Here is a 14,250-nt window from a genome sequence, read left to right on the forward strand (position 1 = left end):
TCGATGACCTCGCGAGAGTCTGCCGGCCGCGGCGTCAGCGTTCCGGCCAGGCCTCCCACACTCGACTGAAGGGCGCGGTCAGCTGCTGCCCGTCGTGGCCGATCCTGTGATGCCCCCCGACGTCGTTGCTGTAGCCGCTCGACCAGCCGAGCTCACTGCCGCTCCCGATGCGGTAGCCGACGATGATGCCGTCCTTCCCGGCGGCACGGCCACGAGCGTTGCGGGTGAGGGCGACTGCGAGCTCGGTCGACCTTCATTTTCGACCTCGGCTCTACGTCACGCGGATCAGGGAAGCGGGGCCTTCATTCATGTCTATTAATCGGGTTGGTTCGTAACCAGATCGATGACATGCAACTAAGTCGTTGGTTCGAATTGGAAGCGTACACAAACAGCGAAGGCAACTGGCTACACTGATCGGGTGCCAAGACCTTCCGCTCGAACCTCTACTGACCCTGTCCGTCACTTTCTAAAGCGTGCAGAAGCGGCAAATACTGCCGGTCGATGGATCTTTTTTCTCGCGCTTGCAGGCGGCCTGTTGACGGTGGGTATAAACGTCTTCAGCGCAACGCAACTTACCTTCGAAGCCAATTCGTTAGAAACGCAAGCGGAATCTAGCGCAAGCCGTCTAAAAGAAGTGCGTAAAGATTTCAAGGGAGCGGAGTATCGCCACGACCTGGCTTGGGAGAAGCTTGAACTCGAGCAGACGGTCGCCTCGCAGATCTACGATGAAGAGGTGGCGCGCGGCGTGGAGGACGGAACCATTTCAGCTCCAATCTGGCCCGCCTCTGTCGGCTTCGATCCGGCGCTGAAGAAAGAGTTTGACGATCGTATTGCGGCGTCTTCGAGGGAGTTCGTTCCTTTCAAAGACGAACTGGAGAAGGCGACAGAACGTTTTGAGAAGGCGAGTTCCTCTAGTGACGCCGCGCTCATCCAAGCTGACATTTCTCGTGCGACCGCTGATGCGGCCTGGGCAAGAGTCGCAGTTGTATCCGGTGTCACCTGCGCGGCCCTGGTTGTCCTAGCCGCCTTATGGTTCTTGCTCTCAAGCGCGCTTCTGCGTGCCCGTGCCACAGTAGCGCTGGCCGAGCGCACAACTACGCTCGACTAGCTTCGCTTCATCAGGGCTAGGCACTTCTTAAGCGGTGAACTTGAAGAGGGCGCACAAGTCGCCCGCGGGTCGTCGTCGGCATCGGCACCTACCGGCAAGTCGCCGCTCCGCGCAGCGCCACGTCCCCCTCCGGATACGCGTCGTGCGAGAAGCACAGCCGCACGCCCGCCGCCTCCACCCGCTCCAGCATCTCGGACGTCCGCTCGTGCGCCCGCGCGTCGTCGCTGATGAACCGCGGCAGCCGGCGCAGGCGCCCGGACCAGCCGAGGAACTCCCGCCCCCACGCTGCGTCCCCGGCGACCAGCACGCGCCCCTCGACGAGCACCCCCAGGTGACCGCGCGCATGCCCCGGGAGCGGCACCACGAGCAGCGACCCGTCGCCGAACAGGTCGAATCCGGTCAGCCCCTTGATCGTCGTCGCGGGCTGCTCGTCCGCCACGATCCCGGCCTCGAACCACGGCGGCAGCAGCGCGCGGAAGATCCCCTCGCGCACGCGGTTCCGCCGCACGGAGGCGACCTGGCCCGACGACAGCACGAACGTCGCGTCCGGGAACCAGCGCACGCCGCCCACATGGTCCGGGTGCAGGTGCGTGAGCACCACGAACTCCACGTCGGCCGGGGTCAGGCCGAGGGCGAGCAGCCGCTGGTCGACGGTCTCGTCGTCCGGCACCGTCGCGGGCAGGATCCGCTCGTACAGCCGTCCGACGAGGCCTGTCCCGCGGAACGTCGGCGGGTAGCCCGTGTCCACGAGCACCCGTCGGCCGCTCGCGTGCGTGTAGAGGAAGACGTTCGAGGGGAAGACGCGGCGGGGGAGCCCCTTCCCGCGGAACACCCGGGACAGCGGGAAGACGGTGCTCCCGCACGCCATCACCTGCAGCGACGACTCAGCCACGCGTCCTCCTCAGGTGCTCGCCGACCCGGCGGATGCCCTCGGCCAGCGGCACGGTCGGCTCGTAGCCGAGCTCGGTCCGCGCCCGCGAGATGTCGAGGGTCTGCGCGTAGGCGAGGGTCGCCACGGTGTAGCGGGTGAACGGCGGCTCGCGGCCGGGCAGCAGCCGGTAGACCCGCTCCAGGATCTCGGCGAGCGCGGTCAGCACGCGCAGGTCCACCCGGATGAAGCGCGGCTCCTCGCCCATCGCGGCGAAGAAGCGCTCGAGGAGGTCGCCGAGCGGAGCGGGCTCGCCGTTGGTGATGTTGTAGACGCCGCCGTCGGCCACGGGAGCGTCGGCGGCGAGCACCAGCGCGTGCGCGGCGTTCTCGACGCAGGTGATGTCGACGGGGTTCCGGCCGCCGTCGAAGAGGGGGATGCCGCGGCGGCGGCTAGCGGCGACGAAGCGGGGGAGGAGGCTGGGGTCGCCGACGCCGATCAGGCCGCGGGGGCGCAGGATCACGAGCTCGGGGATCCGGCCGGCGCGGTGCGCCTCCTGCAGCAGCCGCTCGGCCTCGATCTTGCTGCGGATGTAGATGCTCATCCGGCTGCCGGTGTCGACCTCCTCCTCCCGCACCAGGTACTGGTGGCGGCGGGCGGAGTAGATGCTCGGCGACGAGACGAAGACGAAGCGGCGGATCCCGCAGCGCTCGGCCAGCGCGATCATCGACTCCGTCCCCGTGACGTTCGCGCGCTCGAACTCGCTCCACGTGCCCCACGGGCTCGAGAGCGCCGCGGCGTGCACGAGCACGTCGGCGTCGACGTCCGTCGCGCCCAGCTCGGCGAGGTCGGCGCGGAGGACCGTGGCGCCTTCCTCCTCCAGCCGCGCCAGCGCCTCGGGGGCGCGACCGGTGGCGAGCACGTCGTCGCCCGCGGCCAGGAACTCGCGCACGGCGTAGCCGCCGAGGAAGCCCGTCGCCCCGGTGATCAGCACGCGGCGCCGGCGCTCAGCGGACATCGACGACCTCCAACCCGCGCTTGCGGCCCCAGTACCAGAGCAGGATCCCCAGGTACCCGAGCGCCTTGCCCTTCCGGATCGACATCAGCACGACCGCGTCCTTGTCGAGCAGCGCCTCGCTCCGCCCGATCACCTGGCAGACCTTGAGGTGCAGCTCCAGGTCCTCGTCGGTGTCGTCGATGCTCGAGCGCGGGAAGCCGTCGACCTGGAGGTACAGCGCGGCGTCGATCGCGAGGTTGCAGCCGGCGGCCATGAACATCCGGTACCGCTGGCCGGGGCGGCGGTAGAAGACGCCCGGCGCGTGCTCCATCAGGCGGATCAGCGCGGTGCCGAGCACGCCGTCGTACCAGCGGTAGACGGCTTCGTCCCGCCGCGGGGACAGGCGGCCGCCGACGAAACGGGCGCCGCCGCGGAGGTCGGCCCTGAGGCGCGCCACCCAGTCGGCGCTCGGCAGGCAGTCGGCGTCGGTGCGGGCGACGGCCGTCGCGCCCTCGGCGATCGCGTGGCGGAAGCCGGTGTCGGAGGCGGCTCCCGTGCCCTTCTGCGCCTCGTCGATCACGGCGACCTGCCGCTCCGGGCGCCGGCGGCGGAACTCCTCGATCACGGCGCGCGAGCCGTCGGTGCTGCCGTTGTCGACGAGCAGGAGGGTGAAGTCCGGATCGGTCTGGCGGGCGAGCGCGTCGAGGGCGCCGCCGAGCAGCTTCTCCTCGTCGAGGAAGGGCACGACCACCCAGAATCCGTGCGCGTCCATCCGTCCCCCGCTCCGGGACCATGGTGTCGGCGGGCGCCTGTGCCGTCAAACCGCGCCGAACAGTGCGCGCGGAGGTGCAGAGGCGCGCTATACAGGGATTCGCTCCGCACGTCCCGGGGCAGGAAGGGGCCCGCGTGCCCGACCTCCTCCCGCTCCGCGTCCTCGGCACGGGCGAAGCGCTGCCCGAGCGGATCGTCACGACCGCCGAGGTCGCCGCGCTCTGCGGCCTGCCCGCCGACGAGGCCGAGCGCCGCTCCGGCGTGCGCACCCGTCACTGGGTCACCGACGACGAGGACCCGCTGGAGCTCGGCCTGCTCGCCGCCCGCCGGGCGCTCGCGGCGGCCGGACTCGACACGGTCGACGTGGTGCTCAACGCCTCGGGCACGCAGCTGCAGGCGATCCCGGACGGAGGCGCGCTGCTCGCCGCGGGCCTCGGCCTGGACGACGTCTCGGCGTACAGCGTCGGCGCCACCTGCCTGTCGTTCCTCTTCGCTCTGCAGGAGGCGGGGTTCCTCGTCGCCACGGGTCGCGCCGACACGGTCCTCATCGTCTCGACCGACTGCGGCAGCCGCGGCATCGACCCGGGCCAGCCCGAGAGCGCCCTGCTCTTCGGCGACGCGGCCGCCGCCGTCGTGATCGGCCGCGCCCTGACGCCGGGCCAGGGCCTGGTCACCACGCACTTCCGCACCCGCCCGAGCGGTGTGCGCCACGCGGAGCTGCGCGGCTTCGGCTCGCGCATCCGCATCGAGGAGGCGCCCGATCGGCTCGCCGACTTCCGGTTCGACATGCAGGGCAAGGCGCTGCTCGTCGACGCGCTGCGGCACTTCCCGGCGTTCCTCGAGGAGGTGCGGCCCGGCCTCTCGAGCGGGCTCCCCGGCATCGACCGGGTGGTCCCGCACCAGACCAGCGCGGCCGGGCTCGAGGGCATGGCCCGCCTCTGGGGTCGCGACCGGATGACGATCACGCTCGGCGAGGTCGGCAACACGATCGGCAGCGCGATCCCGCTGGCCCTGCACCGCTCGCGCGTGCAGCCGGGGGAGTCGGTGCTGCTGGTGGGCACGGGCGCGGGCACGCACTACGGCGCGGTGATCCTGCAGGCGTGAGAGGCCGCGCCTAGCCGAGGAGCGACAGGGCCGAGAGCCCGAGGAACGGCGCCATCACCACGAGGCAGACCGCGGCGGACGGCAGGAACCCGTGGAAGGAGTCCCGCCCGCCGACCAGACGGGCGAGCAGTCCCGTGACCAGCGGTGGGAGCAGGAACAGCAGCAGCCACGGAGCCAGGACCTCCGCGCGCGGCGCCGTCCAGTCGGGCTGGTCGTCGCGGTCCAGGGGAGGGAGCCGCACGAGGAGGAACGCGGCCGTGAGGACGATCGCGGGGAGGACCGACAGGTAGGTGAGCGTGATCGCGGTGAACCTCGCCCCGTCGTCCCGGGAGTACCGGGCACGGTCGGGGTCGGGCGCAGGTCCCCGGTCGGTGTCCTCGTCCCAGCCCGGACTGCTGAATCGGATGCGTCCCATCAGGCGATCATGCCGTTCCGGAGCGGGGTCCCGGCCCGGCAGACGGAACCTCCGTCATCCCCGCCGCCCGACCAGTGCCCGCAGCGCATCGCGGACGAACCGGGCGCCGGCGACTCCGCCGTAGTGCGCCGAGAACCGCTCGTCGTCGACGTACATCTCGCCGAGCCCGAGCAGGTACTCGTCGCTCGGGCCGCCGGTCGCGTCGCGGGGCGTGCCCGGCACCTCGGCGAGCCAGGCGCGGTGCCGATCGGCCAGCGCGAGCGCTTCCTCCCCGGTCGGATCCGCCCCGCTCGCCGCCGCGGCGGTCCAGGCGTCGGCGAGGTCCGCCTGCCTCCGCTGCCACTGCTCGCGGTCCTCCGCGCTCATCGAGCGCCACCAGCGGTCGCCGTCGGCGTACGCCGGAGCACCCCAGCGGCGCTCCACCTCCTCGCGGTGCTCCGCGTGGTCGAACCCGTCGAACATCTCCTCGGCCATCGGCCCGTTCCCTTCTCTCATCGTGGTGATCGTCCCGGTGACAGCCCGGATGCGGCGGTCGAGCCGTCGGCGCTCCTCCTGGAGCACGTCGAGGTGCCGCTCGAGAGCGGCCACCGGCTCCGCGTCGCGCCGCAGGATCCGCCCGATCTCGGGCAGCCCGAGACCGAGGTCGCGCAGCAGCAGGATCCGCTGCAGCGTCACGAGCGCGGCGGCGTCGTAGTAGCGGTAGCCGTTCGCGCCCACCCGGCTCGCCGGGAGCAGTCCCTCGGCCCCGTAGTGCCGAAGCGTCCGACTGGTCGTGCCGGCCAGCCGCGCCACCTCGTGCACGGTCCACTCCTGCTCCACAGCGCCCTCCGTCTCCGCGTCGCCGGTGACTCCGGCGGCGATGGAAGCGACGGTACGGGTTGACGCGGCGTCAACGTCAAGCGGCGGGAACGGATCCGCTAGCGGGCGCCGATCCTGCGGGTTCCCACCCGGAGGACGAGCTCGGTCACCGGCACCGCGGCGATCGAGCAGCAGGCGGCGGGCACCACGGTCAGCAGCGCGACGACGGCGTCCGTCCCGTCGCCCGCGTCGGTCCACGCCGCGATCGAGACCACGATCCAGGCGATCGCGAGGATGCAGACCGTGGAGGCCGACCAGAGGACCGGCCAGGGCGCGCGACCCCGTCCCGCGGAGTAGGGGAGCCCGCCGACGGCCGCCGTCACGGCGGTCGCCAGAAGCGCTCGGGCCAGCGGGAGGAGCAGCTCGCCGGGGTCCCGGCCGGTGTCGAGGGAGGACAGGGCGAACAGGACCGAGGTCGTCGCGAGCGAGAGGACGCCGGCGACGGCGACGAGCGTCAGCAGGGTCCGGATCAGGAGCCTCACCGGTCGCCCCCGGCGAGGAACGCGCCGCGCTCCTCCAGCAGCCGCCGCAGGTGCCGGTCGAGCACCAGCCGCTCCGCGATCCGCCCGAGGACGCCGAGCGGGGCGGAGTACTCGAGCCGATCGATCATCACGGAGCCGGAGCCGTCGGGCTCGAAGCGGTGCTCGTGCCGGAACATCGCGAAGGGCCCGCCGGTCTGCTCGTCGACGAAGGAGTGCGGGGCGTCGAGCGCGGTGATGGTGCTGGTCAGCCGGAGCGGGACGCCGAAGTGCCGGGCGCTCCAGGTCACGTGCTCGCCCAGGCCGATCAGCCCGGTGGTCGTCCCGGACACCGCGCGCTCGCGAGCGCCGGCCTGCGAGGCGGTGTGCAGGTCGATGTCGCGCGCCCGGTCGAACATCTCGGCGGCCGGGCGGGCGGAGCGGGTCACGACCTGGAGGAGCACGGTGTCGATCCTGCCCGCCGCGCCCACGGCCGGCCGCGGACGCGCCGGTCCGCCGGCCTCACCAGCTCGTCACCACGGTCCGCGTGATCACCCACCCCTCGTCGCGGCGGACGAGGCGGCTCGTCAGCTGGAGCCGCCAGGTCGCGTGCAGGCGGCCGATGGTCGCCTCGGTGATGGTGCGGGAGGTGAGCACCGGGTGCGCGGCGCCGCCCGAGAGGGCGCTCTCGACGTGGTCGATCTCGTGGTACTCCTTGCGCGCCTCGTCGATGTCGGCGAGCCACTCCTCCCGCGACTGCACGAGGCCGGTCGGGTGCTCGATCACGAAGCGCTCGTCGAGCAGCGCCTCGAGCGCGGGCAGGTCCACCAGCTCCAGCGCGTCGAAGAGGGCGGCGTGCACCGCGGTCGGGCCGTGGTCCTCCAGCTCGTCGCTCCTGCCGGCGGTCCCGTCGTCGCTCATGCCGGCGGTCCCGTCGTCGCGCGGCGGACGAGCTGCGTCGGCAGCTGCACGTGCAGCGAGCGCGGCTCGCGCCCGGCCATCAGGGCGATCAGCATCTCGGCGGCGGTCGCTCCGAGCGTCTGCATCGGCTGGCGGACGGTGGTCAGCGGCGGATCGAAGCGAGCGGCCTCGGGCACGTCGTCGAAGCCGATCACCGACAGGTCGTGGGGCACGGCGAGGCCCAGGTGCGCGGCGGTCTCGATGATCGCCAGCGCCGAGACGTCGTTGGCGGCGAAGACCGCGGTCGGCCGGTCGGGCAGCGACAGGAGCGAGGAGGCGGGCCGCCGGGCGGTGTCGCGGTGGTAGTTGCCCACCCGCAGCAGGCGCTCGTCGAAGGCGATGCCGGCCTCCGCCAGCGCCGCCCGGTAGCCGGCCTCGCGCAGCCGCGCCGAGCGCAGGTCGCCGCGACCCGCGACGAAGCCGATGCGGCGGTGCCCGAGGGTGACGAGGTGGCGGGTGGCGAGCAGGGCGCCGCCGAAGTTGTCGGACTCGACGGTCGGCAGGTCGGCGCGGCCGGTGTGCGGGTCCACGGCGACGAGCGGGATGTCGGAGGGCGCGCTCACCACGCTCGGCGTGACCATGATCGCCCCGTCGATGAGGGTGCCGCTGAGCCGGCTGAGCGAGCGCCGCTCCCAGCCCTCCTGCTCGCCCTCGTGGGAGCCGGAGTAGGCGAGCAGGTCGAACCGCGACTCCGCCAGCACCGACCCCACGCCCTTCAGGATCTCGGCGCTGAACGGCTCGAACCCCGCGACGAGCACGCCGATCACGCCCGTGCGCCGGGAGCGCATGCTGCTCGCGACGAGGCTCGACTCGTAGCCGAGCTCGCGCACGACCTCGAGCACGCGGGTGGCGGTGGAGGGGGCGATGCCGTAGCGGCCGTTCACGGCCTTGGACACCGTCGCCACCGAGACGCCGGCGGCAGCGGCGACGTCGTGGATGGTCGGTCGGGTGGTCATGTGGCCGACTGTAACCCGTGCTTCGAAAACCATTTCGAAAACGTTTGACCACTTTCGCAAGCACTGCGGACACTGACTCCACCCGCGAAGGCGGGAACCCCCACGGCGCCGGTGCACCAGGCGGCGCCCTCGATGAAGAGAACGGTTGGACGATGAAGTTCAGGAAGATCGCAGTGGCGACAGCAGCCCTGCTCGGCACGGTCGCGGCCCTCACCGGCTGCTCGGCCCAGGACTCGGGATCGAGCGACGGCAGCGTCGCGATGACCCTCTGGCAGAACTCGACCACGGGCCCCGGCCAGGAGTTCTGGGACAAGACGATCGCGGACTTCGAGGCCGCGAACCCCGGAGTGACCATCGAGTCGCAGGCCATCCAGAACGAGGATCTCGACGGCAAGCTCCAGACGGCGCTCAACTCGGGCGACGCCCCCGACGTCTTCCTCCAGCGCGGAGGCGGCAAGCTCGCCGCCATGGTCGCGGGCGGACAGCTGAAGGACCTCACCGACGGCATCTCGGACCAGGCGCGCAGCGAGATCCCCGAGGGCTCGTTCTCGGCGAACACGCTCGACGACAAGGTCTGGGCGATGCCGGTCGCCGTCCTCCCGGGCGGCCTGTTCTACAGCCAGGACCTCTTCACGGCGGCGGGCGTCACCGAGACGCCGAAGACCATCGACGAGCTCGACTCGGCGATCACGAAGATCAAGGGCAGCGGAGCCCAGGCCGTCGCGCTCGGCGCGAAGGACGCCTGGCCCGCCGCGCACTGGTACTACTTCTTCGCGCTCCGCGAGTGCAGCGCCGACACCATGGCCGAGGCGGCCGACACCAAGGACTTCTCGGACGACTGCTGGGTCCGCGCGGGCGAGGACCTGCAGGACTTCTCGGCCACCGAGCCGTTCAACGAGGGCTTCCTCACCACCGCCGCCCAGCAGGGCGCGGGCAGCTCGGCCGGACTCCTCGCCAACCACCAGGCGTCGATGGAGCTCATGGGCGCGTGGAACCCCGGCGTGATCGCCTCCCTCACCCCCGACGAGAAGCCGCTGCCCGACCTGGGCTGGTTCCCGTTCCCCGAGATCGACGGCGGCGACGGCGAGGCCGGCGCGATCATGGGCGGCGTCGACGGCTACTCCTGCTCCGCGGGCGCTCCCGACGAGTGCGTCGACTTCCTCAACTACCTGGCCACCTCCGACGTGCAGAAGGAGTACTACGCGGCCTTCAACGCGCCCCCGGTGAACACCGTGGCGCAGGAGGCGGTCACCGAGCCGTACCTGCAGCAGATCCTCGAGGCCTTCAACTCGGCCCCGTACGTCTCGCAGTGGCTCGACACCGTCTACGGCCTCAACGTCGGCAACGCGCTGAACGTCGGAGTCGTCGACCTGCTGGCCGGCAAGAGCGACCCCGAGCAGCTGGTCGAGGCCGTCAACGCCGCCGCGGCGAAGGCCTAGCCACCATGGCACTCCGCGAGAGCCCGCTCCTCGGAGTGGATGAGCCCCGCGGGACCGCGCGCACCGGAGGCGTCACCTCGACGCCTCCGGTGCGCCGGCGCCGCCGCAGCGTGGGCTGGGCTGGGCGCTTCGAGATCGCGCTCCTGGTCGGCCCGGCGCTGATCGTCTTCCTCGCCTTCGTGATCTTCCCGGTCGTGATGGCGGCCTACTACGGCTTCTTCAGCTGGCAGGGCTACGGAGTGCCGACGGACTTCGTCGGCTTCCGCAACTACCTGACGATCCTGCAGGACCCCACCTTCCACGACGCCCTCGCGCACAACGGCATCATCGTGGTGCTCTCGCTCGTGCTCCAGGGGCCGGTCGCGATCCTCCTGGCGCTGCTGCTGAACCGCAAGCTGCGCGGGCAGTCGATCATCCGCGTCCTGATCTTCGTGCCGTACGTGATCTCGGAGGTCGTCGTCGGCACCGGCTGGAGCCTGATGCTCCAGACCAGCGGCGCGGTCAACGGCCTGCTCGAGAAGGTCGGCCTCGGCGCGCTGAAGCAGGACTGGCTCTCGGATCCGGCGATCGCGATCTGGACGCTGATGCTGATCATCACGTGGAAGTACATCGGCTTCGCCGTGATCCTCTTCCTCGCGGGTCTGCAGGGCATCCCCGAGGAGCTGTCCGAGGCCGCGGCCATCGACGGCGCCTCCTACTGGCAGGTGCAGCGGCGGATCACCCTGCCCCTGCTCGCGCCGACCCTGCGGATCTGGGCGTTCCTGTCGATCATCGGCGCACTGCAGCTGTTCGACCTCGTCTACATCATCTGGGGCCAGTACGTGTCCTCGACCGCGGGCACCTCGACCATGGCGATCTACCTGGTCACCAACGGCCGCAACGCCGGCAACTACGGGTACGGGAACGCCGTCGCGGTGGTCCTGTTCCTGATCTCGCTCGTGGTGGCGCTGCTCTACCAGCGCTTCGTGCTCCGGCGCGACACGGCGGGCGCACTGACGGGAGACAAGCGATGACCGGCACGACGATGACGGCCCCGCCGATCACTCCGGAGATCCCTCGGCCTCTCGCGGTGAAGCGGCGCCGGCAGCCCCTGGGCCGCGGCACCACGATCGCCTACGTCGTGGCGATCGTCGTGATCGCGCTGATGCTCGCCCCGGTGGCGTACATCATCCTCGGCGGCTTCCGCACGAACGCGCAGATCACCACCGACCCGGCGGGCCTGCCCTCGCCGTGGAACGTGCAGAACTACCTCGACGTGATCACCGGCGGAGTCTTCTGGCAGGAGGTCGGCAACTCCACCATCGCCGGCCTCGCGACGACGCTCGGCGTGGTCGTGCTCGGCCTGATGGCGAGCTACGTCCTCGCCCGCCACGACTTCACCGGACGCGGCGTGTTCTACGCGCTCTTCGCCGCCGGCCTGATGTTCCCGATGACCGTGGCGATCACTCCTCTCTACCTGGTGATCAAGAGCCTCGGCCTGATGAACTCGCTCGCCGGAGTGGTGCTGCCGCAGATCGCGTTCGGCCTGCCGACCACGATCATCATCCTGGTGCCGTTCCTCCGCGCGATCCCGGACGAGATCCAGGAGGCGGCCTTCATCGACGGCTGCAGCCGGATCGGCTTCTTCTTCCGGATGGTCGTGCGCCTGGCGATGCCCGGCGTGATCACCACGGGGATCCTCGCGTTCATCGCGAGCTGGAACAGCTACCTGCTGCCCCTGTTCATCCTCAACAACGAGTCCACCTTCACGCTCCCGCTCGGAGTCCAGGCGTTCTCGTCGCAGTACTCGGTCGACACGGCGAAGGTGCTCGCCTTCGTGTCGCTGTCGATGATCCCGGCGCTGATCTTCTTCAGCGTCTTCGAGCGCCGCATCGTCGGCGGGCTGACGGGGGCGGTGAAGGGATGAGCGGATCGCTCCGCCCGTCCGCCGCGTCCCCCGTCCCGTCCGCACCCGTCGCCCCACCCGCAGAGAGGGTCGCACCGTGACCGCACCGCACGCACCAGAGGACCCCCAGGCCCCGTCCGCCCGCACCACCGAGCTGCTGGGCCGGATGACGCTGGAGGAGAAGCTCTCCCAGCTGGTCGGCTACTGGGTCGACCAGGGCGGCGAGGTCGTCGCCCCGCTCGCCGGCGAGATGGCCACCTCGACCGGGTACGCCGAGGCGACCCGCGAGGGGATCGGCCAGCTGACCCGCGTCTACGGCACGCGCCCCGTCGATCCGCTCGAGCGCGCCCGCTGGCTGTGGGCGGAGCAGCGCCGGCTCGTCGAGGAGACGCGGCTGGGCATCCCGGCGATCGTCCACGAGGAGTGCCTGACCGGGCTCGCCGCCTGGCAGGCCGCGACGTTCCCGACTCCGCTCGCCTGGGGCGCCTCGTTCGACCCGGAGCTCGTGGCCGAGCTCGGCGCCGTGATCGGCGGCTCGATGCGCGAGCTCGGGATCCACCAGGGCCTGGCGCCCGTGCTCGACGTGATCCGCGACCCCCGCTGGGGCCGGGTCGACGAGTGCATCGCCGAGGACCCGTACGTGGTCGGCACGATCGGCACCGCGTACGTGCAGGGGCTGCAGTCCACCGGCATCGACGCGACGCTGAAGCACTTCATCGGCTACTCCGCCTCCCGCGGCGGCCGCAACCACGCGCCGGTGCACGCCGGACCGCGCGAGATCGCGGACGTGCTGCTGCCGCCGTTCGAGATGGCGATCCGCGACGGGGGCGCCCGCTCGGTGATGAACTCCTACGCCGAGATCGACGGGGACCCGGTCGGAGCGACGCCCGCCTACCTCACGGGCGTGCTGCGCGAGCGCTGGGGCTTCGACGGCGTGGTCGTCGCCGACTACTTCTCGGTCGCGTTCCTCCACCTCATGCACGCGGTCGCCGCCGACCTGGGCGAGGCGGCCGAGCTGGCGCTCGCCGCGGGGATCGACGTGGAGCTGCCCACGGGCGACGCGTTCCTCGCGCCGCTGGCCGCGCGCATCCGGGCCGGGGAGGCCGACGAGGCGCTCGTCGACCGGGCCGTGCTGCGGGTGCTCGCGCAGAAGGAGCGTCTCGGCCTGCTCGACGCGCGCTTCGACGACGCCCCCGAGTCGATCGACCTCGACTCGCCCGCCCACCGTGACATCGCCCGCCGCCTGGCCGAGGAGTCGGTGGTGCTGCTCGCCAACGACGGCGTCCTGCCGCTCGCTGCGCCGCGCCGCCTCGCGCTGATCGGCCCCAACGCCGACAGCGCGCCCGCGCTCATGGGCTGCTACTCCTTCGCCAACCACGTGCTGGCGCACCACCCGGGCGTGCCGCTGGGCTTCGAGATCCCGACGGTCGCGGACGCGCTGGCCGACGAGTTCGGCTCGGCCGAGCTGCTGCTCGCCGAGGGCTGCTCGGTCGAGGGGGACGACGTCTCCGGGATCGCCGAGGCGGTCCGGGCGGCCGCCGACTCCGATGTGGCGATCGTGGTCGTCGGCGACCGGGCGGGTCTGTTCGGCCGCGGCACGGTCGGCGAGGGCAACGACGTCGAGAGCCTCGAGCTCCCGGGCCGCCAGCGCGAGCTGGTCGAGGCCGTCGTGGCGACGGGGACCCCGGTCGTGCTCGTGCTGCTGACCGGCCGCCCCTACGCCGTGGGCTGGGCGCTCGACGGGCCGTCGGCTCCCGCCGCCGTGCTGCAGGCGTTCTTCCCGGGGGAGGAGGGCGCCGGCGCGATCGCGGGCGTCGTCTCGGGACGGGTCGACCCCTCCGGCCACCTGCCGGTCTCGCTGCCGCGCTCCGCCGGAGCGCAGCCGTTCTCGTACCTGCACCCGATCCTCGGCGGGCCGTCGGACGTGACCTCCGCCGACAGCACGCCGGTGCGGCCGTTCGGCCACGGCCTCTCGTACACGGCCTTCGCCCGGACGGAGCTGGCGGTCGAGGAGTCCGCCCCGACGGACGGCTCCTTCACGGCGACCGTGCGCGTGCGCAACACGGGCGAGCGGGCGGGCACCGACCTGGTGCAGCTGTACGCCCGCGACGTGTTCGCGAGCGTGACCCGGCCGGTGGCGCAGCTGCTCGGCTACGCGCGGGTCGCGCTCGAGCCCGGCGAGAAGGCGGAGGTCCGCTTCGAGGTCCCGGCCGCGCGCCTGGCCTTCACCGGCCGCGAGGGCGTGCGGATCGTCGAGCCCGGCCGCGTCGAGCTGTGGGTGGGCCCGGACTGCGCGACGCGCGAGACGGAGGCGGCGCTCGAGCTGGTCGGCCCGGCCGCCGCTGTCGACGCCTCCTCGCAGCGCCTCGTCGGCACGCGGGTCCAGCGGGCGGGAGCGGGCGTCCCGGCCTGACCCGTGCACAACGCTGGA

General features: G+C 71.9%; 15 protein-coding genes. 6 read left to right on the forward strand and 9 right to left on the reverse strand.

Annotated elements, in window-relative coordinates; translation table 11 throughout:
* Window positions 1–418: 418 nt before the first annotated feature.
* Window positions 419–1,108, forward strand: coding sequence for a hypothetical protein (locus tag C5C53_RS16805; protein WP_146084673.1), 690 nt, complete (start codon window positions 419–421; stop codon window positions 1,106–1,108).
* 88 nt (window positions 1,109–1,196) lie between these two features.
* Here C5C53_RS16805 and C5C53_RS11900 read toward each other — a convergent pair whose 3' ends face one another.
* From C5C53_RS11900 to C5C53_RS11910, 3 genes are read right to left on the reverse strand one after another with little or no spacing between them, the layout of a single operon-like run.
* Complete coding sequence (locus tag C5C53_RS11900; RefSeq protein ID WP_104267637.1) at window positions 1,197–2,000, reverse strand: MBL fold metallo-hydrolase; 804 nt, start codon at window positions 1,998–2,000, stop codon at window positions 1,197–1,199.
* On the reverse strand, window positions 1,993–2,994 hold the full coding sequence (locus C5C53_RS11905) for an NAD(P)-dependent oxidoreductase (RefSeq protein WP_104267638.1): 1,002 nt from the start codon (window positions 2,992–2,994) through the stop codon (window positions 1,993–1,995). The genes C5C53_RS11900 and C5C53_RS11905 overlap by 8 nt, the downstream gene beginning before the upstream one ends.
* Window positions 2,984–3,745 carry a glycosyltransferase family A protein gene (locus tag C5C53_RS11910; protein WP_104267639.1) on the reverse strand — a complete coding sequence of 254 codons (762 nt, stop codon included), beginning with the start codon at window positions 3,743–3,745 and terminating at the stop codon, window positions 2,984–2,986. The genes C5C53_RS11905 and C5C53_RS11910 overlap by 11 nt, the downstream gene beginning before the upstream one ends.
* A 134-nt stretch (window positions 3,746–3,879) precedes the next feature.
* On the opposite strand from C5C53_RS11910, the gene C5C53_RS11915 reads away from it, so the two are divergent.
* Window positions 3,880–4,848 (forward strand): 3-oxoacyl-ACP synthase III family protein, encoded by a 969-nt coding sequence (locus tag C5C53_RS11915; RefSeq protein WP_219813976.1) that lies wholly within the window; start codon window positions 3,880–3,882, stop codon window positions 4,846–4,848.
* Window positions 4,849–4,858: 10 nt separating this feature from the next.
* Here C5C53_RS11915 and C5C53_RS11920 read toward each other — a convergent pair whose 3' ends face one another.
* From C5C53_RS11920 to C5C53_RS11945, 6 genes are all read right to left on the reverse strand, one after another.
* Window positions 4,859–5,263, reverse strand: coding sequence for a hypothetical protein (locus C5C53_RS11920; RefSeq protein WP_104267641.1), 405 nt, complete (start codon window positions 5,261–5,263; stop codon window positions 4,859–4,861).
* Window positions 5,264–5,317: 54 nt separating this feature from the next.
* A complete protein-coding gene (locus C5C53_RS11925) occupies window positions 5,318–6,082 on the reverse strand; it encodes a TipAS antibiotic-recognition domain-containing protein (RefSeq protein WP_104267642.1) in 765 nt (254 codons plus the stop codon).
* Between the two features lie 98 nt (window positions 6,083–6,180).
* Window positions 6,181–6,603: a hypothetical protein gene (locus tag C5C53_RS11930; protein ID WP_104267643.1), complete on the reverse strand. Its 423-nt coding sequence runs from the start codon at window positions 6,601–6,603 to the stop codon at window positions 6,181–6,183.
* Window positions 6,600–7,043, reverse strand: a complete 444-nt coding sequence (locus C5C53_RS11935; RefSeq protein WP_258075419.1) for an SRPBCC family protein — start codon at window positions 7,041–7,043, stop codon at window positions 6,600–6,602. Before C5C53_RS11935 ends, C5C53_RS11930 begins: the two co-directional genes overlap by 4 nt.
* Window positions 7,044–7,101: 58 nt before the next feature.
* On the reverse strand, window positions 7,102–7,500 hold the full coding sequence (locus tag C5C53_RS11940; protein ID WP_104267644.1) for a nuclear transport factor 2 family protein: 399 nt from the start codon (window positions 7,498–7,500) through the stop codon (window positions 7,102–7,104).
* The gene (locus C5C53_RS11945) at window positions 7,497–8,495 is read right to left on the reverse strand and encodes a LacI family DNA-binding transcriptional regulator (RefSeq protein WP_104250420.1); all 999 of its coding nucleotides are present in this window, start codon (window positions 8,493–8,495) and stop codon (window positions 7,497–7,499) included. The genes C5C53_RS11940 and C5C53_RS11945 overlap by 4 nt, the downstream gene beginning before the upstream one ends.
* 152 nt (window positions 8,496–8,647) lie before the next feature.
* On the opposite strand from C5C53_RS11945, the gene C5C53_RS11950 reads away from it, so the two are divergent.
* The 4 genes from C5C53_RS11950 (at window position 8,648) to C5C53_RS11965 (ending at window position 14,232) form a co-directional block, all read left to right on the forward strand.
* The gene (locus C5C53_RS11950; RefSeq protein WP_104267645.1) at window positions 8,648–9,934 is read left to right on the forward strand and encodes an ABC transporter substrate-binding protein; all 1,287 of its coding nucleotides are present in this window, start codon (window positions 8,648–8,650) and stop codon (window positions 9,932–9,934) included.
* A gap of 5 nt (window positions 9,935–9,939) precedes the next feature.
* Complete coding sequence (locus C5C53_RS11955; protein WP_104226347.1) at window positions 9,940–10,947, forward strand: carbohydrate ABC transporter permease; 1,008 nt, start codon at window positions 9,940–9,942, stop codon at window positions 10,945–10,947.
* On the forward strand, window positions 10,944–11,840 hold the full coding sequence (locus C5C53_RS11960) for a carbohydrate ABC transporter permease (RefSeq protein ID WP_104267646.1): 897 nt from the start codon (window positions 10,944–10,946) through the stop codon (window positions 11,838–11,840). Before C5C53_RS11955 ends, C5C53_RS11960 begins: the two co-directional genes overlap by 4 nt.
* A gap of 145 nt (window positions 11,841–11,985) precedes the next feature.
* Window positions 11,986–14,232 carry a glycoside hydrolase family 3 N-terminal domain-containing protein gene (locus C5C53_RS11965; RefSeq protein WP_104267647.1) on the forward strand — a complete coding sequence of 749 codons (2,247 nt, stop codon included), beginning with the start codon at window positions 11,986–11,988 and terminating at the stop codon, window positions 14,230–14,232.
* The last annotated feature ends 18 nt before the right edge of the window (window positions 14,233–14,250 follow it).

Origin of the sequence: Rathayibacter sp. AY1E3 (assembly GCF_002932235.1) — a bacterium.
Taxonomy (GTDB): domain Bacteria; phylum Actinomycetota; class Actinomycetes; order Actinomycetales; family Microbacteriaceae; genus Rathayibacter.